Raw genomic sequence first — 20,938 nt, forward strand, 5'->3', positions numbered from 1 at the left:
GACGTCTCCTCATCTTTCCCGGTTATCGATCTTGTTGAGCGGGTACGGCGCCGAGAGGAGCGCAAAACGGGTAGGCTGCGGCTCCCCTGGCTTCGCGCCAGTATAGGAGCCGCGAGCACGCGGTCAAGCGGGGGCGAACCCGAGGTGATCCGCCCCTTGTCGCGTGGTTGCACCGGCATGCCGCCGGCGCATGAAGCGTCAGATCGCGAACGCGGTGTCGCGCGCGCCGGTCGTTTCTTTCAAGGCTTTCACCCACTTGCGTGCGGGCAGCTTCAGCGTGTCCTCGATCAGCTTCGCACGCGCGTCGAGCTGGGTGAACGACACGTCGAGCGCGGGGCCCGAGAACGCGATCGCGATCCGGTTGCCGTCATGCACTTCCGGCAGCGCGATCACGCGATTTTCGAACGCCGCGTTCAGGTGCTTCATGTTGCGCACGAAGCTCGGATGGTCGCCGAACAGGTTGATCGTCGCGATGCCCGCATCGGCGAGGCAGCCGCGCACCGCGCGGTAGAACGCGACGCTGTCGAGCACGGGGCCGCGCGCGGTCGCGTCGTACAGGTCGATCTGGATCGCGCCCGTCGTGCCGCGGTTGGCCGGATCGTTGACGAAATCCCATGCGTCGGCTTCGTGCACGGCGAGACGTGCGTCGTCGGGCGGCAGCGCGAACATCGTGCGCGCGGCGACGATCACGGCCGGGTTCAGCTCGACGGCCTCGACCTTCGCTTGCGGGAGGAAGCGGTGCGAGAACTTGGTCAGCGCGCCGGTGCCGAGCCCGAGCTGGACGATCCGCTCGGGCGTTTCGAGGAACAGCAGCCACGCCATCATCTGCTGCGCGTATTCGAGCTCGATATGCAGCGGCTTCGAGATCCGCATCGCGCCCTGCACCCATTCGGTACCGAAGTGCAGGAAGCGCACGCCGCCCTCTTCCGAGAACGTGACGGGCGCGAAGCGCGGCTTGCGCGGCGCTTCGAGCACGGGCACGTCGTCGTGTTCGTCGATGTCCGGGCGGCGCTTCACGCGCGGCGGCTGGAGTTTGTCGGAGCCGTTGTAGGAGGACGGCTTGCCATTCTTGAACGCGCGCGCCTCGGCGGACGCGCGCTTGATCAGTCGGGTCATGATTGAATCTCGCTGGGTGATGCTGGTTTTAGCGGACGAGAGGATAGCATTGGTGCGGGGACGGAAGCCGCCGACCGCTGACAATGGGCGCCGACGACACCTGGCCGATCGGCCGACTTGCACCCTCGGGCAACGTAGACGATAATGCATCGCAATTGCGATGCATTAAGGCCAATGATGAAAACCGCCACTTTTCCATCCGTTCGGGTCGAACCGGAACTGCGCGACGCCGCCGAAAGCGTCCTTCAGGAAGGTGAAACGCTGTCGAGCTTCGTCGAACAATCGATCCGCGAAGGCATCGAACGCCGCCGCCTCCAAAGCGAATTCATTGCACGCGGCCTTGCGTCGCGCGACGAGGCCCGCCGTACTGGCGAATATGTGTCTTCTTCCGAGGTTCTGGAACGACTGGGTCGGCGGCTCGATACGGCGCGCGACAGGAAACGTCAGGCTCGATGACGTATACGGTTCGCTTCACAGTCGCAGCATCCGATGATCTGGACCGGCTCTATGCATTCGTCGTCGACGGCGACGAGGCAGACGTCCAACTGGCCGAACGTGCGTTGACGGCTATTGCTGCTGGCGTCGCCACACTCGAAGCGTCACCGTTCACTTGCCGTAAAGTCCATCCATCGATGCCGTTTCTGCGGGAATTGATCATCCCGTTCGGTGCATCTGGCTATGTCGCGCTGTTCGAGATCGACGACAGCCGAACGGTGACGATCCTGGCTGTACGTCATCAGCGAGAAAGCGACTACCACTGACGACGAGGAATCACATGACCTCGAACGACAAGAAAATCTGGTTCCCTGCGAAACGCTATGGCTGGGGCTGGGGATTGCCGGTCGCGTGGCAGGGCTGGATCGTGCTGCTGCTGTTCGTGATCGGAATCATCGCGAGCGCGTGGCTGGTGCCGCCGCAACGCTCGCCGGTCGCATACGGGGCGTGCATCGTGGCGCTGGTCGCACTGCTGACCATGGTGTGCTGGATCAAGGGCGAGAAGCCCAAATGGAGATGGGGCAAGGACGATTGAACGTCGGGCACGACGGCCGCCCGTCCCCGCGCCTCATGCCGAAGCGAGGGTCACCGGACGTTGCGGGGTGTGCGGTGAGTTGCAGGAATGGCGCATACTGGGGAAACCTGGAGGTTTCAATGGCCGATCAAGACAAACTGCATCCGCTACGTCCGTTCCTGAAAAATTGGGTTTGGGAGCACGGTCGAATCGGGACTCGCTATCTGGACTGCGTCGATGGCGAAATCAAGTTCGATGAAGGCAAGAAATCGCATTTCGCTGCCGAGAAATATATCTACGTACCCCTGGGCAAGAACGCTGACGACGATGCATCTGCGGATGGTCCTGCGATCCACGAGGCGGGACTTGCCCGCTTTTTGCGGGCTGCGCAGATGGGCAAGCCAGAGGAAGCCGGTTCCGTAGCGGACGCTCAGCGCGCCGTGCAGGACTGCGTGGAGATCGGCCTGTTCAGCGCGTATCAATGGGAGGCTCGAAAGGCATTTGCCCGCTACGCGCAGGAACCCATGTTCGAGGACGAGATCCGCGCGGCGGTTGTCGACGACATCCGGCGAATTTACGTCGGCATGCGAGAGCAGCTGGCGCTGTACGATTTCAGTGTGCTCTACGGCTTGCCCACGCCGCTGCTGATCAGCGAGACACCCTTCATCGACTGGCGCGTGATCGCCAGTCCGGCACTTCCGTTCGTATCGCTTCCGCTGGGACCTTACTGCCTGCTGGTAGGCGCGCCGTCGGGCAGAAGTAGCCGAATCGGCCCGGTGGTCTGGAAGGCCGCTGCCGCGATGGGCCCGTTGAAGGACCACAACCGCCGGATCGAGGAGCACGCACGTCTGTGGCTGGTGGCGACCACCGATGACCAACTCGTCGCTGCACAAAGTCGCATTGCCGCGGCCACGGGCGCCAGGCACCTGCTGCCGCCCACCTGATACCGCTTTACCGAATACTCGGCATCGAACGCGCCTCAGGAGCGAAGTGCGCGCCAAAGCACCAGTTTCTGTTCGAACGACAACATCGCATTCGCCGGGCTCGACGAAGGCAGCACGAGCGTCTCGTACCCGGCCTCGCCGATCACATCGGCGAACCGCCCTGCCGTCTTGCCGTTGAAGCACACGCGCTTCAGCAACGGCGCATGTTCCCGCAACGAATCGAAGTCGTTCGGCTTCGCATTCCGGATCGCAGAATCGAGGCTACCCTGACGATGGCACGCATCGAGAACGTCCCAGATACCGATACCGTGTGACAGCACGCACACGAGCCGCGCATCGTACGGCAGGTCATGAAGTGCCGGCTCGCCGAGCACCGCCCCCAGCAATCGCCAAAACTGATTGCGAGGATGCGCGTAATACTGCGCGGCATCGAGCGACGCCTCGCCCGGAAAGCTGCCGAGGATCATCGTGTGCGTATCCGGCCCGACGACCGGCCCGAAGCCCTGCAGCATCACACACCTCCGCCCGGACCGCCCGAGCGCGGCCCGTCGCCGTGCGCATCGAGATGACGCCACAGCGCCGGCAGCATGCACTCGGTCACCATCAGCGGCTTGCCGTGGCGCTGGAACACCGAACGCCGCGCAGCGAACGCGTGCGGCGGCCGGACGCCCGCGCCAAGCGCATGGGTCGCCAGTGCATACAGCGGATGGCCGGCGATCACGCGCCGGCTGACGAGCGCCGACCGCTCGACCTGCGGATCGCTGTACAGCAGCTCCGCGAGCGGCCGCGTGCGCAGGCGCCGCATCGCCTGCCACACACCCTTGCTGGCGGCGAGCGGCGCGATGCTGTGCGCGGCAACAAAAGGCGTGCCGTCAACCGACAGGATCACCTCGCGCACCCACATCGGCGCGCGCGGCGAACTGGCGAGCGCGTCCGGCTCGTCGAACCACGGACAGTCGACGGCCTCGCGCGTCACGCGCACGTTCACGCGGCCGAGCCGCGCGAGGTGCGCGGTCAGCGATCCGCCGCGCGTCAGCCAGTCGCGCTGGTCGAGCGTGCAGCCAGGCCGCGGCATCTCGCGCCAGCCGGCCTGCCCGCCGTCGAATCGCAAGCGCGCGTTCACGCGGCTCGCGACAGCAGCAGCGCGTTGGTCCGCTTCACGAAGCTCGCCGGATCGTCGAGCATGCCGCCTTCGGCCAGCAGCGCCTGATCGAACAACAGATGGGCCCAGTCACCGAAATCGGCGCTGTCGGCCTTCAGTTGCTTCACGAGCGCGTGCTCGGGATTGATCTCGAGGATCGGCTGCATCGCCGGCGCGTTCTGGCCGGCCGCCTTCAGCATCCGCTGCAGGTAGCCGCTCATGTCGTTGTCGTCCGCGACGAGGCACGACGGCGAATCGGTCAGGCGGAACGTGACACGCACTTCCTTCACTTTGTCGCCGAGCGCTTCCTTCATCTTCTCGACGACCGGCTTGATCGCCTCGCCCGCCTGTTCCTGCGCCTTCTTTTCCTCGTCGTTCAGCTCGCCGAGGTCGAGATCGCCGCGCGCCACGCTCGCGAGCGGCTTGCCGTCGAACTCCTGCAGGAACGACAGCATCCATTCGTCGACGCGGTCGGTCAGCAACAGCACCTCGACGCCCTTCTTGCGGAACACCTCGAGATGCGGGCTGTTCTTCGCGGCCTGCCATGCGTCGGCCGTCACGTAGTAGATCTTGCTCTGCTCGGGCTTCATGCGCGACACGTAGTCGGCGAGCGACACGTCCTGCGCGTCGGTGTCGCCGTGCGTCGACGCGAAGCGCAGCAGCTTCGCGATGCGCTCGCGGTTCGCGTGATCCTCGCCGAGGCCTTCCTTCAGCACCTGGCCGAATGCGCCCCAGAACGTCTTGTACTTCTCCTTGCCGGCATCCTCTTCCGCGTTCGCGAGCTCTTCGAGCATCGACAGCGCGCGCTTGGTCACGCCTTCGCGGATCGCCTTCACGTCGCGGCTTTCCTGCAGGATCTCGCGCGACACGTTCAGCGGCAGGTCGGCCGAATCGACGACGCCCTTCACGAAACGCAGGTATTGCGGCAGCAGCTGTTCGGCGTCGTCCATGATGAACACGCGCTTCACGTACAGCTTCAGGCCGCCGCGATAGTCGCGGTTCCACATGTCGAACGGCGCGTGCGACGGCACGAACAGCAGCTGCGTGTATTCGCTGCGGCCCTCGACACGGTTATGCGTCCACGTGAGCGGATCCTGGTGGTCGTGCGCGATGTGCTGGTAGAACTGCGTGTACTGCTCGTCCGTGACGTCGCTCTTCGAACGCGTCCACAGCGCGCTCGCCTGGTTGACGGTCTCGTCCTCGTCCTTCAGGACCATCTCGCCCTTTTCCTGATCCCATTCTTCCTTCTGCATCAGGATCGGCAGCGCGATGTGGTCGGAATACTTCTGGATGATCGACTGCAGGCGGTGCGACGACAGCAGCTCGTCCTCGCCTTCGCGCAGATGCAGCGTGATCGTCGTGCCGCGCTGCGCGCGCTCGATCGCGTCGATCGTGAAGTCGCCCTCGCCCGCGCTTTCCCAGCGCACGGCTTCGCTCGCCGGCAGGCCCGCGCGGCGCGTCTCGACGGTGATCTTGTCGGCGACGATGAAGCCCGAGTAGAAACCGACGCCGAACTGGCCGATCAGCGCCGCATCCTTCTGCTGGTCGCCGGACAGCTTCGTGAAGAATTCCTTGGTGCCCGAACGCGCGATCGTGCCGAGGTTCGCGATCGCCTCGTCGCGGCTCATGCCGATGCCGTTGTCGTCGATCGTGATCGTGCGCGCGGCCTTGTCGTAACCGATGCGGATGCGCAGGTTCGGATCGTTCTCGTACAGCGCGTTGTCCGCGAGCCCTTCGAAACGCAGCTTGTCGGCCGCGTCGGACGCGTTCGACACCAGTTCGCGCAGGAAGATTTCCTTGTTGCTGTAAAGCGAATGGATCATCAGGTGGAGGAGTTGCTTGACCTCTGCCTGAAAGCTCATCGTTTCATGTGCCATGGATGCTGTTTCCTCTTACTTGAACTTGAAAGGTGTGGCGCAGGCGGCCGGCGCGCGATGCCGGACGGCCCCTGAAGGGCCACCGCCTGGCGCAAGCGGTTTGCGCGCGTATCTGGGGACCGCACGCCCGATTTCAAGGGCCGGCGTACCGCGCCGGGTCACGACGCGCGGCGCACGGCCGAATCGATATAGCGCGACAGCAGCCCCGGCAGCGCCGGATCGCCGCAGTTCGCGACGTTGAAGCGCATCCACGTCGACGGCGATTGCTGCGGCGAGAACAGGCTGCCCGGCGTCAGCAGAAAGCCGGCCTCGTGCGCGACCGCCGCGAGCGCGTCCGAATCGACGCCCGTGTCGGCCCACAGGAACATCCCGGCCGCCGGCATCGTGAAGAGGCCGAGCCCCGTGCGCTCGAGCATCCGTGCGGTCTTGTCGCGCACACCGTCGAGCCGCGCGCGCAGCCGCTCGACGTGGCGCCGGTAATGCCCTTCGGTCAGGATCTTGTAAAGCACGCGCTCGTTGAGCTCGGGCGTCGTCATCCCGACCAGCATCTTCTGGTCGGTGACTGCCTTCGCGATCTCCGGCGCGCACGCGACATAGCCGACCCGCAGGTTCGCCGCGAGGGTCTTCGAATAGCTGCCGAGGTAGATCACGCGCTTCAACTGGTCGAGGCTCGCGAGGCGCGTGGCCGGATAGCTCGGCGGGCACAGGTCGCCGTACACGTCGTCCTCGACGACGAGGAAGTCGTACGCCTCCGCGAGCTTCAGGATCCGGAACGCCTGCGCGGCCGACAACGATGTGCCGGTCGGGTTCTGCAGCACCGAATTGATCACGAGCATCTTCGGCCGCCACATCTGCACGAGCGTCTCGAGCGCGTCGAGATCGGGGCCGTCCGGCGTGTACGGCATCCCGACGAGTTGCGCGCCCTGCGCCGCGAAGCGGCCGAACATCTGGAACCAGGCCGGATCGCCGACGATCACCGCATCACCGGGCTTCACGTAGATCCGCGAGATCAGGTCGATCGCCTGCGTGATTCCCGACACCAGCACGATCTGTTCGGGCTTCACGCCGATCTCCACTTCGGCGAGGCGCGTCTGCAGTTGCTGTCGCAGCGGCAGGAAGCCCTGCGCGGTGCCGAAGCCGAGCATCTGCGCGCCGGACTGGCGCCCGAGCGCGCGCAGCGCACCGGTAATCAGTTCGCCGTCGAGCCAGCGGCCCGGCAAATAGCCGAGACCCGGCCCCTTTTCCGGGCTGACGGTGTGCAGCATGTTGCGCAGCAGCCAGACGACGTCGATCGTGTTGTGTACCGGCGCGGCCTCGGCCACGCGCGCGACGCTGTCGGCCGGCTGCGGGCCGGCGGCCGTGCGCTCGCGCACGTAGAAGCCCGAGCCGCGCCGCGAGTCGAGGTAGCCCTGTGCGACGAGCCGCTCGTACGCCTCGACGACGGTAAAGCGCGACACGCTCTTGTCGAGCGCGAGCTTGCGGATCGACGGCATCCGCATGCCGGGCCGGAACACGCGTTCGTCGATGCGCCGCCGCGCCCACTGGACAAGCTGGTCGACGAGCGTGAGCGTGGCCGTGTCGTGCGGCACGGGAATCTGGGCGAGTGGAACGGTGGACATGGGCGGGGGCTCCAACTGTACCGAAGGCTATCGCGCCGATTGTACCGTTACTGTGCCGGTAGCGACGATTACAGTTGACCGGAATGGCGACCGTGCGGCCGCCGTTCCGGCCACGCCGCACCTGGCGCCGCGCCCACCGGCCTGCATCGCGGCCGGTACGCCGGCCGGTTCGGCCACCGCCCGGCGCATCGCCTGCCCACCAGACACTTTCGCTTCCCGACCGACGTTCATGCCAGCCCGCTCCCTGACACTCGACCATCTCGTGATCGCCGCGCGCACGCTCGACGAAGGCGTACGCCATGTCGCCGACGCGCTCGGTATCGAACCCGCCGGCGGTGGCCGACATCCGCTGATGCGGACCCACAATGCGCTGTTCGGCGCGTGGGGCGGGATCTATCTCGAAGTGATCTCGATCGACCCCGATGCGCCGGCGCCGAACGACGGCGCGCAGGCGCCGCGCGCGCGGCTGTTCGGGCTCGACGATCCGGCCATGCACGCGCGGCTCGCTCAAGGCCCGTTTCTCGCGCACTGGGTCGCGCGGGTCGACCGTCCGCGCCAGCTCGCGCTGTGGCAGAGCCAGTATCCGGCCCGCATCCCGCCCGTCGTCGCGATGCGGCGCGGCGACCTGGGCTGGGGCCTGACGGTGCCCGACGACGGCACGTTTCCCGCATGGCAAGGCGCGGGCGACGGCCTCCTGCCATCGCTGATCCAGTGGGACAGCGCGCGCCACCCGGCCGAATCGCTGCCGGGCGACGGCGTCGCGCTGAAGGCGCTAAAGGGCGCCCACCCGCGCGCGGACGCGATCCGCGAGCAGCTCGACTGGCTCGGCGCCGCCCACCTGCTCGATCTCGAAGCGGGTGAAGGCCCGCCCGCGCTCGTCGCGGAATTCGACACGCCACAGGGCGCACGCACGCTGCGCTGAACGCCCTGCCGCTTTCCTGATTACAACGACCTGCAATACGGAGACACCCGCAACATGAATTCGCGCGAAACCCGGGGCATGCTGCTCGGCCTGATCGGCGTGATGATCTTCAGCCTGACGCTGCCGATGACGCGCATCGTCGTGTCCGAACTCAACCCGCTGCTCAACGGGCTCGGCCGTGCGCTCGCCGCCGCGGTGCCGGCCGGCCTGCTGCTGTGGTGGCGCCGCGAGCCGCTGCCGACCCGCGCGCAACTGAAAAGTCTCGCGATCACGTCGGTCGGCGTGATCATCGCGTATCCGGTGTTTTCCGCGTGGGCGATGAAATCGGTACCGGCCTCGCACGGTGCGGTGGTCAACGGCCTCCAGCCGCTGTTCGTCGCGCTGTATGCGGCATGGCTGTCGCACGAGCGGCCGTCGAAGGCATTCTGGGCCAGCGCGGTGGCCGGCAGCGCGCTCGTGATCGCGTTCGCGCTGCGCGACGGCGGCGGCACCGTGCAGGCCGGCGACGCGCTGATGCTCGTCGCGGTCGGCATCGGCGCGCTCGGCTATGCGGAAGGCGCGCGCCTCGCGCGCCAGATCGGCGGCTGGCAGGTGATCTGCTGGGCGCTCGTCGTGTCCGCCCCGTTCCTCGTGCTGCCGGTCGGCTGGCTCGCCTGGATGCAGCACGTCGCGCATCCGGGCCCGCTCGCACTGCGCACCTGGCTCGCGTTCGGCTACGTGACCCTCTTTTCGCAATTCATCGGCTTTTTCGCGTGGTATGCGGGGCTCGCGATGGGCGGCATCGCGCGCGTCGGCCAGGTGCAACTGCTGCAGATTTTCTTCACGATCGCCTTTTCCGCCCTGCTGTTCGGCGAAACCGTCACGTCGTCGACGTGGCTGTTCGCGGCCGCGGTGATTGCCACCGTCGTGCTCGGGCGCCGCTCGGCGGTCGCCACCGCCGCGCGACCGGCTCGCGCCGGCTGAACAGGTGCGCCATAATGGACGTTTTGCCTGATCGGTTTTGCCCACCCGGCCGCGAAGGCTCGATCGCGTTCGCGCGTGCCCACCCGGCAGCGTCGAGGCGATTTGCCCGAACGACCTTTCTTGACTGACCACGATATCCGAACGAGGAGACTATGAATCCGAGCGACCTGCATCCGCCGCACTGGCAGCTTTCCGAACGCGCCCGCAAGCTGACGAGCTCTGCGATCCGCGAAATCCTGAAGGTCACGGAACGCCCCGAGGTCATCTCGTTCGCCGGCGGCCTGCCCGCCCCCGCGACGTTCCCGGCCGAGCGCATGCGCGCTGCCGCCGATCGCGTGCTGCGCGACGCGCCGGCCGCCGCGCTCCAGTACAGCGCAACCGAAGGCTACCTGCCGCTGCGCGAATGGATCGCCGAGCGCTACAGCGTGCGCGTGTCGCAGGTACTGATCACGACCGGCTCGCAGCAGGCGCTCGACCTGCTCGGCAAGGCGCTCGTCGATCCGGGCAGCCCGATCCTCGTCGAAACCCCGACCTACCTCGGCGCACTGCAGTCGTTCTCGCTGTACGAGCCGCGCTACGTGCAGGTGCCGACCGACGAGTTGGGCCTGTTGCCGGAAGGCCTCACGCCCGAACTCACCCAAGGCGCGCGCCTGCTGTACGCGCAGCCGAACTTCCAGAACCCGACCGGCCGCCGCATGCCCGTCGAGCGCCGCCGCGCGCTCGCCGCGTTCGCGCAGTCGAGCCCGTTCCCGGTGCTGGAGGACGATCCTTACGGCGCGCTGAACTACCGCGGCGAGCCGCTGCCGACGATGCTGTCGATGGCACCCGATCACGTCGTGCACCTCGGCACGTTCTCGAAGGTGCTCGCGCCGGGCCTGCGGATCGGCTACATCATTGCGCCCGAGGAACTCCACTTCAAGCTCGTGCAGGCGAAGCAGGCCACCGACCTGCACACGCCGACGCTCACGCAGCGCATCGCGCACGAGGTGATCAAGGACGGTTTCCTCGACGAGCACATCCCGTCGATCCGCGAGCTGTACAGCGCGCAGTGCGACGCGATGCTCGGTGCGCTCGAGCGCCACATGCCGGAAGGCGTCACGTGGAACCGGCCGGAAGGCGGGATGTTCATCTGGGTGAACCTGCCCGCGCAGATCGACAGCATGAAGCTGCTCGCCGCGGCCGTCGACAACCACGTCGCCTTCGTGCCGGGCGCGCCGTTCTTCGCGGACAACGCACAGCAGAACACGCTGCGCCTGTCGTTCGTGACGGTGCCGCCCGAGAAGATCGAGGAAGGCGTCGCGCGCCTCGGCACGCTGCTGCGCGAGCGCCTCTGATCCCCTTTTTCCTGTCACGACTCTCTACGAGGAATCGAACACATGGCTAACGTCTACGACAAACTGAAGTCGCTCGGCATCGAGCTCCCGACCGCCGGCGCACCGGCCGCCGCCTACGTGATGAGCGCGCAAAGCGGCAATACGGTCTACCTGTCGGGCCACATCGCGAAGAAGGACGGCAAGGTCTGGGCCGGCAAGCTCGGTGCGGATCTGCAGACGGAAGACGGCAAGGCGGCCGCACGCTCGATCGCGATCGACCTGCTCGCGACGCTGCACGCGCACACCGGCGACCTGAACAAGGTCACGCGCATCGTCAAGCTGATGAGCCTCGTCAACTCGACGCTCGACTTCACCGAACAGCACGTCGTGACGAACGGCGCGTCGGAGCTGATCGCAGAAGTGTTCGGCGACGCCGGCAAGCACGCACGCTCGGCCTTCGGCGTCGCGCAGATCCCGCTCGGCGCGTGCGTCGAGATCGAGCTGATCGCCGAAGTTGCGTAACGGGCGCAGCGCGATGCCCGGCCGTCTCGTCCGCTTCAAGCAGGTCGACGTGTTCTCGTCGGTGCCGTTCAAGGGCAACGCGCTCGCCGTGGTGTTCGACGCCGATTCGCTCGACGACGACGCCATGCTCGAGATCGCCCGCTGGACGAACCTGTCGGAAACCACGTTCCTCTGCACGCCGACCGATCCGGAAGCCGACTACCGCGTACGGATCTTTACGACGGGCGGCGAACTGCCGTTCGCCGGCCACCCGACGCTCGGCACCGCGCATGCGTTCCTGGAAAGCGGCGCACAGCCGCGCACGCCGGGCCGGCTGATCCAGCAGTGCGGGGTCGGCCGGGTCGCGCTGCGCGAGCAGGCCGGCGGCTGGGCATTCGCCGCGCCACCGGCCCGCGTCACGCCGCTCGACCGTTCGGACTACGCGGTGCTCGCCGCCGCGTTGTGCAGCGACGCGCTCGACCTGGAAGCCGAGCCGTGCGCGGTCGACAACGGCGCGCCATGGCTGGTCGTGCGGCTGAAGTCGGCCGACGCGTGCCTCGGCCTGTCGCCCGATCCGGCCGCACTGGAGGCGCTTACCCGCCGCTACGGCGTGGACGGCCTCGCCGCCTACGCGCCGCACGCCGAAGGCGGCCCCGCGACGTTCGAGATCCGTTGCCTGATGACGGGCGGCAAGTTCGGCCCCCCCGGGGAGGATCCCGTCACCGGCAGCGCGAACGCCGCGCTGGCCGGGCTGCTGACGCGGCAGGCGCGCCGCCCCGGCCCGTCGTATACGGCCCGCCAGGGTACGGCGATCGGCCGCGACGGCCGCATCTTCGTCAGCTATGCCGAAGACGGCACCCCATGGATCGGCGGCCATGTCGTCACGGTCGTCGACGGCACCTTCCTGTCACCCGTGTGACATTTCGCGATGTGCGATGGCGCCGGCCCGTCCGGCGCCCCCTACGATTCGCCCAACTATCGCAAAAACGTTCCAACCAGTAATATCGGGCCTAATCCGTTGTTTCGGAGGTCTGTCCATGGTTGCGTGTCCCGCGAACGAACAGACGTCGGGACAACCCGAACCATAGCCAGCCATCCAGACGGCTGGCGCACGCGAGCAGGACGCTGCCCTCTTCGATGAGCTCCGCCCGGTCCAACCACACGCCGCCGACCCGGCCGCTTCGCGCGCCGCGCAAATCGCGCCGGCGTGCGCTATTTGCGATCCCGCTGCTCGGGATGCTGGCGCTCGCGCTGCTGTGGGCCGTGATCATCGCGCGTCTCTCGGTGGAAAAGGACAGCGCATACAAGGAAGCGGCGGCTTCCGCGGCGATCCTGTCCTCCGCGCTCGAGCAGCATACGGTCAAGGCGATCCACCAGGTCGACCAGATCACCCGCTTCGTCAAGTTCGAATTCGAGAAGTCACCCGCGCGCTTCAACCTCGCGAGCGCCGTCGAGAAAGGCGTCGTGCCGAGCGACACGCTGATCCAGGTGTCGCTCGTCAACGCGAAGGGCATCCTGTTCGCGAACACGGCCGAGCTCCATCCGCAGCCGATCAACCTGTCCGACCGCGAGCACTTCAAGGTCCACCTCTCGCACAACGACGACCGCCTCTTCATCAGCAAGCCCGTGCTCGGCCGCGTGTCGAGCCACTGGACGCTGCAGATGACGCGGCGCCTGAACAACCCGGACGGCAGCTTCGCGGGCATCGTCGTCGTGTCGGAAGACCCGAGCTACTTCACGAACGACTTCTACAACAACGCGGCGATCGGCAAGGAAGGCGTGATCGCGGTCGTGTCCGATACGGGCGCCGTGCTCGCGCGACGCACGGGCTCGGTCAGCAACGCGCCCGGCGCGTTTTCGGCATCGGGCGTCTACCCGATCGCCGAGCGCGTGACGGGTACGATCATCGACCCGATCGACGGCGTGACGCGCATCGTGTCGTACCGCCACCTCGACGGCTACCCGCTCGCGGTGATGGTCGGGCTGTCGCAAACCGAGGAATTCGCGGACTACTACCACACGCGCAACGTCTACCTGCTGATGACGAGCTTCATCACGCTCGCGATGCTCGCGTTCTTCGGTGTCGCGACGGGCCTGATCGGCAAGCTGCTCGGCCGTGAGCGCGAGATGACGCAGCTCGCCGAATACGACCTGCTCACCGGCCTCGCGAACCGCTATGCGACGCTGCGCGGGCTGCGCAACGACGTATCGATGCCGACGAGCCTGTCGCGGCTCGGCCTGCTGTTCATCGATCTCGACAACTTCAAGACCGTCAACGACACGCTCGGCCACAACGCCGGCGACATCGTGCTGCAGATGACCGCGTCGCGCCTTGCCGATGCGGTCGGCGACGAAGGCTCGCTCGCGCGCATCGGCGGCGACGAGTTCGTCGTCGTGATGAAGGGCGACGACGTCGAGCGCCGCGCGGTGCGGCTCGCGGAAGCGATCATCCGGATGTTCGGCGAACCGTTCGACGTGCGCGGCAGCTCGTTCGTGCTGCATGCAAGCATCGGCATCGCGCTGCACAGCGTTGCGAACGAAAGCGAGATCGACCTGCTGAAGAAGGCCGATCTCGCGATGTATAGCGCGAAGGACGCCGGCAAGAACTGCTACCAGTTCTATGCGCCGCACCTGTCGCACCGCGCCGACCACCTGATGCGCTGGGAACAGCAACTCCGCGTCGCGCTCGCCGAGGGGCAGCTGTTCCTCGCGTACCAGCCGAAGATCGACCTCACGCACCGCTATATCACCGGCTTCGAGGCACTCGCGCGCTGGGATCACCCCGAGCACGGGATCATCTCCGCGAACGAATTCATTTCGATCGCCGAATCGACGGGCCTGATCGTGCCGATCGGCGACTTCGTGATCCGCACCGCGTGCGAGCAGATCGCGCGCTGGCGCGACGAGGGCCACGATACGCTGACGCTCGCGGTCAACATCTCGCCGGTGCAGTTCTGGCGCGGCGACCTGATCGAGACGATCTCGCGCACGCTGCAGGAAACCGGCATCGACGCGAACCGGCTCGAAATCGAGATCACCGAAACCGCGATGATGGAATATCCGGAACTCGTGTCGGAGAAGATCGTCGCACTGAAGAAACTCGGCATCCGGATCGCCCTCGACGATTTCGGCACCGGTTATTCGTCGCTGTCGTACCTGCACCGCTTCTCCGTCGACACGCTGAAGGTCGACCGTTCGTTCGTGCAGGCGATCCCCAACGACCGCAGCGTGTGCGTGATGGTGTCGTCGATCGTGCATCTCGCGCGCTCGCTCGGCCTGACCGTCGTCGTCGAAGGTACGGAAACCGAGGAGCAGATCACGTGGCTGTCCGCGCTCGGCGAGATCGAGGCGCAGGGCTTCCTGTTCTCCCGACCGGTGCCGGCCGACGCGATTCCCGCGCTGATCGCGCGCTTCGGCGTGCGCGGCGACTCGCCGAACGTGATCGCGCACCGCGCGACGGGCAGCACCGGCGCGTAAGCGCACCGCAGGCGTGGCGGGCGTTGCGCGCGCCGTGATTGTTTCGTTTTCCGATCTGATTGTTTAGGTCATGAACTAGCGTTTTCGCGCATGGCTGTGTCACGGTGCGCGGCGGACAATCAGGAGGGCCAACGTGTCGGCGGGCCGCCGGCATGGCTACACGCGAGAGATCGGGCCCCGTGTCCACCACCAACATGACGACCGTCGAAATCGAAGCGACCGCTGATGTCGAACAGGCACAGGCGTCCCTGTGGGACCTGTTCAAGGTCGTCGCCAGCATTTCGGCAGTCTCGTGGGGCGGGCTCTCGATGATGGCGCAGCTCGAACGCCACTACGTGGAACGGCTGCGGCGCATCGAGCCCCACGTATTCGGCGATCTCGTCGCACTTGCGTGGCTCGTACCGGGCCCCGTAGGCTGCAACGTGGCGGTACAGGTCGGACAAATCCTGCACGGCCGCGTCGGCGCATGGGTCGCCGGCATCGCGAGCGTGCTGCCTTTCTCCATCCTGATGACGCTGTTCGCGATCTTCTATCGCACGCCGCTCGTGCGCTCGCTGGCGGCGCCAATGCTGATCAATCACTTCGGGATGGTGCTCGCCGCGCTGATCGGCGTCACGTGGGTCAAGCAGGTGCGCTCGCTCGCTCGCACGAGGCGCGAACAGTTGATCGCGGCGCTGTCGACGATTCTGCTCGCTTTCGCGCATAATCCGGCCGCCTTCGTCGGGATTCTTTTCGCTGCGTTCGCGGCGGGCTGGCTGACCGGGCCGCCGCAACGCGACGCGGTCGATTTCACGCTGTCGACCCGCGACCGCAACCTGCTCGTGCTGCTCGGCGTGCTCGTCACGCTGTTCGCGATGCCGCTGCCCGGCGATTACCAGGCGACGCTGCTGTGGCCGCGCCTCGCCGGCGCCGGCATGACGCTGTTCGGCGGCGGCTTTTCCGCGCTGCCGGTGCTCAAGACGCTGTTCGTCACGCCGGCAACGGGCATCTCCGATCACGACTTCACGCTTGCATTTGCGCTGTCCCCCGTCGCGCCGGGGCCGCTGCTGAACGTCGTGCCGTTTCTCGGCTACCTGACCGACGGCTGGGTCGGCGCGCTGCTCGCGACGGCCGCGCTGTTCATTCCGTCGGGCTTTCTCGTCGTGTTTGCGCAAACCCATCTGTCCCGGCTCAAGCGCCATTCGCGCTTCGAGCACGGGATGCGCCTGCTGCGCGCGGCGACCACGGGTTTTCTCGTCGTCGCCGTCGTGAGGATCCTGCACCGCGAACCGGCCGACCCCGTTTACTGGCTGACGGGCGCCTTCGCGACGCTTTGCTTCGCCCGCTTCAAGGTGCCCGTCTATGCCGTGTACGGCACGGTCGCGGTGGCCTGCGGCGTGTGGCTGTGGGCCGCCGCGCGCTGACGGGCAACGGCCGCCGGCCCGCCAGACTCGACCGGCGTTCGCCCGTCCTGCCCGTCCTCAACCTGCCTGCACCGCGACCCGGCGCGCCATCCAGCGGGCGCGCAGCGCGTCGTACGCCAGGTTGAAGCAGAACGTGTAAGGCAGGAAGAACAGCACGATGCCGAGGTCGAGCAGCAGCGCCTCGACGAGGCTCACGTTCAGCCACCACGCAGCCACCGGCACCACCATCACGATGAGGCCGAGCTCGAACAAGGCCGCATGCGCGATCCGCATGCCGAGCGTGCGCGACAACCCCGCGCGTCGCTCGATGCGGTCGAACAGCGTATTGAACGCCATATTCCACGCCATCGCGATCAGCGACACCATCACCGTCAGCACGCCGACGTGCGACACCGGCATGTCGAGCAGCCACGCGCCGATCGGCGCGCACAGCGCGATCGCGACCAGCTCGAACGTCAGTGCATGCAGCAGCCGTTCCGTCACCGTTTTGTTGACCTGTTTCATGATTCCCTCCGATTCGTCTACTTCGTTCATGGCAGCCATTTTGATCGGCGAAACCGCATGAATCCAGTTTGATATCATCGGTTTTACCGATATAACGTCTCCAGGAACACCGTATGCGCCACGCCCCCGAAGCCCTGCTCGCCTTCGCCGAAGCCGCGCTGCTCGGCTCGTTCACGGCCGCCGCGCGCAAGCTCGGCAAGCGCCAGTCGACCGTGTCGGAGGCGATCGCGAACCTCGAGATCGATCTCGGCGTGCAGTTGTTCGACCGCTCGACGCGCGCGCCGACGCTGACCGACGCCGGGCGCGCGCTGCTGCCGCAGGTGCAGCGCGCACTCGAGGCCGGTGCGGCGATCGACCGCACGGCCGCGCGGCTCGCGGGCGGCGAGGAAGCGCGGCTGACGCTCGTCGTGTCCGATACGTACCAGTCGAAGCGCTACGAGGAAACGTTGACGGCGCTCGAACGGCGCTTTCCGGCGCTCGAGTTCGAATGCCAGATCGCCGAGCACGACGACGTGCTCGACCTGATCCAGCAGGGGCGCGCGCAGCTCGGGCTGATGGCCGCACGAGCGGCCTACCCGGCCGATATCGGTGCGGCGACGATCGCGGAGGAATCGGAGATCGGGCTGTTCGTCGGACGCATGCACGCGCTCGCCGAATACGGCGACGCCGACGTGCCGCACGCCGCGCTGCGCGACGTGCGCGAACTGCGCCTCAATACCTATGTGAAAACGGAAGGCCGCAGCACCGACGACCGGATCGTCGTCGGCACGCAGCACTGGCTGGCGCCGAGCTACCTGATGCTGCTGGAGATGGCCGTGCAGGGGTTCGGCTGGGCCGAGCTGCCGCGCTGGATGGTCGACCACTTTGCGCGCGATCGCCTGTGCGAACTGCGTGCGCGCGGCTGGCCGCGCCGCGTGCGGGTCGATGCGGTCTGGTCGCGCAACCGGCCGCTCGGCCCGGTTGGCTCATGGCTGCTCGATGCGATGCTGGCCGCGTAGCGACGCGGGCCGATGCGCCGGCGGCTGCGTGCCGGCCAACGGCCGACGGCCGCCAGGTCAGAAGCCGCGCGACAACACCGCCGCGCCGATCGTGACGACGCCCAGCACGAGATTCACGAGGACGAGCAGGCGTACCGTATTCACCGCGCGCGCGCCGTCCGGCCACTTCTGCGCCTGCACCGCACGACGGATGCGCGGGAACAGCGCGAACCGGATATGCCCGAAGATCAGCATCATCACGACGCCGAGCCCGGCCATCGCGTGCAGCGACCACGTTGCGTGCGCGCCGCCGAATTCCATGAGCAGGAAGCCGCCGGACAGCAGGATCACGATCACGGAACCCGATACCCAGTTGAAGAAGCGGCCGAACACGCCTTCGATCAGCGGCAACCGAAGCTGCGGCGACAGGTCGGACAGCGCCGGACGCAGGCAGAAGTTGGCGAAGACCATCCCGCCCACCCACACGGCGACGGCCAGCAGATGAAGAAACAGCGCGACGGAGACAGCATGGGACATGACGGCAATCCTGTGAGGAGTTGGGTGCGGCGAACGGCCGCGTCGTACGCGGCATCGAGCGACGTTCGACCGGATTGTCGCCGCCCGGTTCAGACCCCAGGCGCGATTTCACACTATTTTGCAAGTTCCGCGTGACAGCGCCACGCTTGCTTACCCGAATCCCCGCTCAAAAAGAACAGGCCGCACGTCCGCCGAAGCGGAGGTGCGGCCTTCGATCACGGCCGAACCGGACGATCGATCGTGCGGCGCGTCAGCCGAGCAGCGGACGCAGCTCGTTGACGACCTTGAGCTTCGTCTCCGGCGCGCGGCCCTTGCGTGCGCGCTTGCCGATGTGCGGCGCCAGCCCCGCATACGACAGCGTCTCGTCCTGCGCCTTGCCGCCGCGGCCGGTGCCGATCAGCACGACGCCGGCAGGATCGATCGCAAGCGCCTGAACCAGCGCCTCCTTGTCGTCGAGCGCCATCAGGATCACGCCGCGACCGCCGCCGGACAGCGTCTTCATCTCGTCCATCCCGAACACCAGCAGGCGGCCGCCGCTCGACAGGCACGCGACCTGCGTCGCATTCAGCAGCACGGGCATCGGCGCGAGCGGCACCGCTCCCGCATCGATCGTCATGAACGCCTTGCCGGCCTTCACGCGGCTCACCATGTCGCCGACCTTCGCGAGGAAGCCGAAGCCGTTGCTCGACGCGAGCAGCAGTTGCTGGTCGGCCGGCGCCGCGTAGTAGTGCATCAGGTGCGAACCCGATTCGAGCTCGATCAGCGACGTGACCGGCACGCCGTCGCCGCGCCCGCCCGGCAGCACCGACACGTCGACCGAGTACACGCGGCCGCTGCTGCCCCACGCGATCAGGCGGTCCGGCGTGCGGCACTGGAATGCCGCGTACAGATGATCGCCGGCCTTGAACGTGAAGCCGGCCGGGTCGAGCCCGTGGCCCTTCAGCGCACGCACCCAGCCCTTCTGCGACACGACGACCGTCACCGGCTCGTCGACCACCTTCGCCTCGAACGTCGCGCGCTTTTCCTGCTGGATCAGCGTGCGGCGATCGTCGCCGTACTGCTTCGCGTCGGCCTCGATCTCCTTGATCATCAGCCGCTTCATCGCGCTTTCGTTCGCGAGCAGTTCCTCGAGCTTCGCCTTCTCGTCGCGCAGCGCTTCGAGTTCCTTCTCGATCTTGATCTTCTCGAGCCGCGCGAGCTGGCGCAGCCGGATTTCGAGAATGTCTTCCGCCTGCCGTTCGCTGAGGCCGAACGCGCTCATCAGCGCGGCCTTCGGCTCGTCCGACTCGCGGATGATGCGAATCACCTCGTCGATGTTCAGGAAGACGATCATCCGCCCTTCGAGGATGTGGATGCGGTCGTCGACCTTCGCGAGACGATGGCGGCAACGGCGCGTCATCGTCAGCTGGCGGAACTTCACCCATTCGTCGAGGATCGTCAGCAGGCCCTTCTGGCCCGGCCGGCCATCGGCGCCGATCATCACGAGGTTCAGCGTCGCGTTCGATTCGAGGCTCGTGTACGCGAGCAGCGTGTTCACGAATTCGGTCTGGTCGATCGTGCGCGACTTCGGCTCGAACACGAGCCGCACCGCCGCTTCCTTGCCCGACTCGTCACGCACCGCGTCGAGCAGGTCGAGCATCGCCTTCTTCGTGTTCAGTTGCTCGGGCGTGAGCGTCTTCTTGCCGAGCTTGAGCTTCGGGTTCGTCAGTTCCTCGATTTCCTCGAGCACCTTCTGGCCCGACGTGCTCGGCGGCAGCTCGGTGACAACCAACTGCCACTGGCCGCGCGCGAGATCCTCGATCTTCCATTTCGCGCGCACCTTCAGACTGCCGCGGCCGGTTTCGTACGCCGCCGCGATTTCGGTGTCGCTCGAGATGATCTGGCCGCCGCCCGGGAAATCCGGGCCGGGGATCAGGTTCATCAGCTCCGCGTGCGTAAGCTTCGGATTGCGGATCAATGTGACCGCCGCAGCAGCGACCTCGCGCAGGTTGTGCGACGGGATTTCGGTGGCGAGACCGACCGCGATGCCCGACGCGCCGTTCAGCAGCACGAACGGCATGCGGCTCGGCAGCGTCTTCGGCTCCTCGAACGAGCCGTCGTAGTTCGGCATGAAGTCGACCGTGCCCTGGTCAATCTCGTCGAGCAGCAGCTTCGCGATCGGCGTGAGCCGCGCTTCGGTGTATCGCATCGCCGCCGCGCCGTCACCGTCGCGCGAGCCGAAATTACCCTGCCCGTCGATCAGCGGGTAGCGCAGCGAGAAATCCTGCGCGAGACGCACCAGTGCGTCGTACGCCGACTGATCGCCGTGCGGGTGGTATTTACCGAGCACGTCGCCGACCACGCGCGCCGATTTCACCGGCTTCGCGTCCGGGCCGAGGCCCATTTCGTTCATCGCGAACAGGATCCGGCGCTGCACCGGCTTCTGGCCGTCGCACACGTCGGGCAGCGCGCGGCTCTTCACGACGCTGACCGCGTAGCTGAGATACGCCTGCTCCGCGTAGTTGCCGAGCGTCAGCGCATCGCTCTCGGGCGCGTCGGAGCCGGCAAAGAGATCGGAGGTGTTGTCGTCCATCTGAATTCCGTATTCGTAAGTGGCGTGAGGCCGGGCCGGGCGTCATGCCCGGCCGCGCGGATT

General features: G+C 66.8%; 20 protein-coding genes. 12 read left to right on the forward strand and 8 right to left on the reverse strand.

Features of this window, described 5'->3' with window-relative positions; translation table 11 throughout:
- Nucleotides 1-198: 198 nt before the first annotated feature.
- Nucleotides 199-1,116 (reverse strand): spermidine synthase, encoded by a 918-nt coding sequence (locus HAV18_RS24415; RefSeq protein WP_166960903.1) that lies wholly within the window; start codon nt 1,114-1,116, stop codon nt 199-201.
- A gap of 177 nt (nt 1,117-1,293) precedes the next feature.
- Between HAV18_RS24415 and HAV18_RS24420 the strand changes: the two genes are divergently transcribed.
- The 4 genes from HAV18_RS24420 to HAV18_RS24435 all read left to right on the forward strand — a co-directional run bounded on the left by HAV18_RS24420 (nt 1,294) and on the right by HAV18_RS24435 (nt 3,069).
- A complete protein-coding gene (locus HAV18_RS24420; RefSeq protein WP_166961365.1) occupies nt 1,294-1,572 on the forward strand; it encodes a YlcI/YnfO family protein in 279 nt (92 codons plus the stop codon).
- The gene (locus tag HAV18_RS24425; protein WP_166960906.1) at nt 1,569-1,877 is read left to right on the forward strand and encodes a type II toxin-antitoxin system RelE/ParE family toxin; all 309 of its coding nucleotides are present in this window, start codon (nt 1,569-1,571) and stop codon (nt 1,875-1,877) included. The genes HAV18_RS24420 and HAV18_RS24425 overlap by 4 nt, the downstream gene beginning before the upstream one ends.
- 14 nt (nt 1,878-1,891) lie before the next feature.
- Nucleotides 1,892-2,146, forward strand: coding sequence for a hypothetical protein (locus HAV18_RS24430; protein WP_166960909.1), 255 nt, complete (start codon nt 1,892-1,894; stop codon nt 2,144-2,146).
- A 119-nt stretch (nt 2,147-2,265) separates the two neighbouring features.
- Nucleotides 2,266-3,069 (forward strand): hypothetical protein, encoded by an 804-nt coding sequence (locus HAV18_RS24435; protein WP_166960912.1) that lies wholly within the window; start codon nt 2,266-2,268, stop codon nt 3,067-3,069.
- Between the two features lie 35 nt (nt 3,070-3,104).
- On the opposite strand, the gene HAV18_RS24440 is transcribed toward HAV18_RS24435, so the two are convergent.
- The 4 genes from HAV18_RS24440 to HAV18_RS24455 form a co-directional block, all read right to left on the reverse strand.
- Complete coding sequence (locus tag HAV18_RS24440) at nt 3,105-3,581, reverse strand: DNA-deoxyinosine glycosylase (protein WP_166960914.1); 477 nt, start codon at nt 3,579-3,581, stop codon at nt 3,105-3,107.
- Entirely contained in the window at nt 3,581-4,180 is a 600-nt protein-coding gene (locus HAV18_RS24445; RefSeq protein ID WP_166961367.1) for a chorismate lyase, read from the reverse strand. Before HAV18_RS24445 ends, HAV18_RS24440 begins: the two co-directional genes overlap by 1 nt.
- An 8-nt stretch (nt 4,181-4,188) precedes the next feature.
- A complete protein-coding gene (gene htpG / locus HAV18_RS24450) occupies nt 4,189-6,087 on the reverse strand; it encodes a molecular chaperone HtpG (protein ID WP_166960917.1) in 1,899 nt (632 codons plus the stop codon).
- 158 nt (nt 6,088-6,245) lie between these two features.
- Nucleotides 6,246-7,706: a PLP-dependent aminotransferase family protein gene (locus HAV18_RS24455; protein ID WP_166960920.1), complete on the reverse strand. Its 1,461-nt coding sequence runs from the start codon at nt 7,704-7,706 to the stop codon at nt 6,246-6,248.
- 229 nt (nt 7,707-7,935) lie between these two features.
- Between HAV18_RS24455 and HAV18_RS24460 the strand changes: the two genes are divergently transcribed.
- From HAV18_RS24460 to HAV18_RS24490, 7 genes are all read left to right on the forward strand, one after another.
- Nucleotides 7,936-8,628, forward strand: a complete 693-nt coding sequence (locus HAV18_RS24460; protein ID WP_166960923.1) for a VOC family protein — start codon at nt 7,936-7,938, stop codon at nt 8,626-8,628.
- 54 nt (nt 8,629-8,682) lie between these two features.
- Entirely contained in the window at nt 8,683-9,591 is a 909-nt protein-coding gene (locus HAV18_RS24465) for a DMT family transporter (protein WP_166960926.1), read from the forward strand.
- A 152-nt stretch (nt 9,592-9,743) separates the two neighbouring features.
- Entirely contained in the window at nt 9,744-10,925 is a 1,182-nt protein-coding gene (locus HAV18_RS24470) for a PLP-dependent aminotransferase family protein (protein ID WP_166960929.1), read from the forward strand.
- A gap of 42 nt (nt 10,926-10,967) precedes the next feature.
- Complete coding sequence (locus HAV18_RS24475; protein ID WP_006478174.1) at nt 10,968-11,426, forward strand: RidA family protein; 459 nt, start codon at nt 10,968-10,970, stop codon at nt 11,424-11,426.
- 13 nt (nt 11,427-11,439) lie between these two features.
- Nucleotides 11,440-12,324, forward strand: a complete 885-nt coding sequence (locus tag HAV18_RS24480) for a PhzF family phenazine biosynthesis protein (protein ID WP_166960932.1) — start codon at nt 11,440-11,442, stop codon at nt 12,322-12,324.
- Nucleotides 12,325-12,542: 218 nt separating this feature from the next.
- Nucleotides 12,543-14,882: an EAL domain-containing protein gene (locus tag HAV18_RS24485; RefSeq protein ID WP_166960935.1), complete on the forward strand. Its 2,340-nt coding sequence runs from the start codon at nt 12,543-12,545 to the stop codon at nt 14,880-14,882.
- Between the two features lie 194 nt (nt 14,883-15,076).
- Nucleotides 15,077-16,285, forward strand: coding sequence for a chromate transporter (locus HAV18_RS24490; protein ID WP_166961369.1), 1,209 nt, complete (start codon nt 15,077-15,079; stop codon nt 16,283-16,285).
- A gap of 57 nt (nt 16,286-16,342) precedes the next feature.
- On the opposite strand, the gene HAV18_RS24495 is transcribed toward HAV18_RS24490, so the two are convergent.
- Nucleotides 16,343-16,789: a multidrug/biocide efflux PACE transporter gene (locus tag HAV18_RS24495; RefSeq protein WP_166960938.1), complete on the reverse strand. Its 447-nt coding sequence runs from the start codon at nt 16,787-16,789 to the stop codon at nt 16,343-16,345.
- Nucleotides 16,790-16,902: 113 nt separating this feature from the next.
- On the opposite strand from HAV18_RS24495, the gene HAV18_RS24500 reads away from it, so the two are divergent.
- The gene (locus HAV18_RS24500) at nt 16,903-17,787 is read left to right on the forward strand and encodes a LysR family transcriptional regulator (RefSeq protein ID WP_166960941.1); all 885 of its coding nucleotides are present in this window, start codon (nt 16,903-16,905) and stop codon (nt 17,785-17,787) included.
- Nucleotides 17,788-17,844: 57 nt separating this feature from the next.
- Here the strand turns inward: HAV18_RS24500 and HAV18_RS24505 are convergent, their stop codons facing one another.
- A complete protein-coding gene (locus HAV18_RS24505; RefSeq protein WP_011352817.1) occupies nt 17,845-18,303 on the reverse strand; it encodes a CopD family protein in 459 nt (152 codons plus the stop codon).
- A 250-nt stretch (nt 18,304-18,553) separates the two neighbouring features.
- Nucleotides 18,554-20,875, reverse strand: coding sequence for a DNA topoisomerase IV subunit A (gene parC, locus HAV18_RS24510; RefSeq protein WP_166960943.1), 2,322 nt, complete (start codon nt 20,873-20,875; stop codon nt 18,554-18,556).
- Between the last annotated feature and the right edge of the window lie 63 nt (nt 20,876-20,938).

It is taken from the genome of Burkholderia sp. D-99 (genome assembly GCF_011605345.1).
Classification (GTDB): Bacteria; Pseudomonadota; Gammaproteobacteria; order Burkholderiales; family Burkholderiaceae; genus Burkholderia.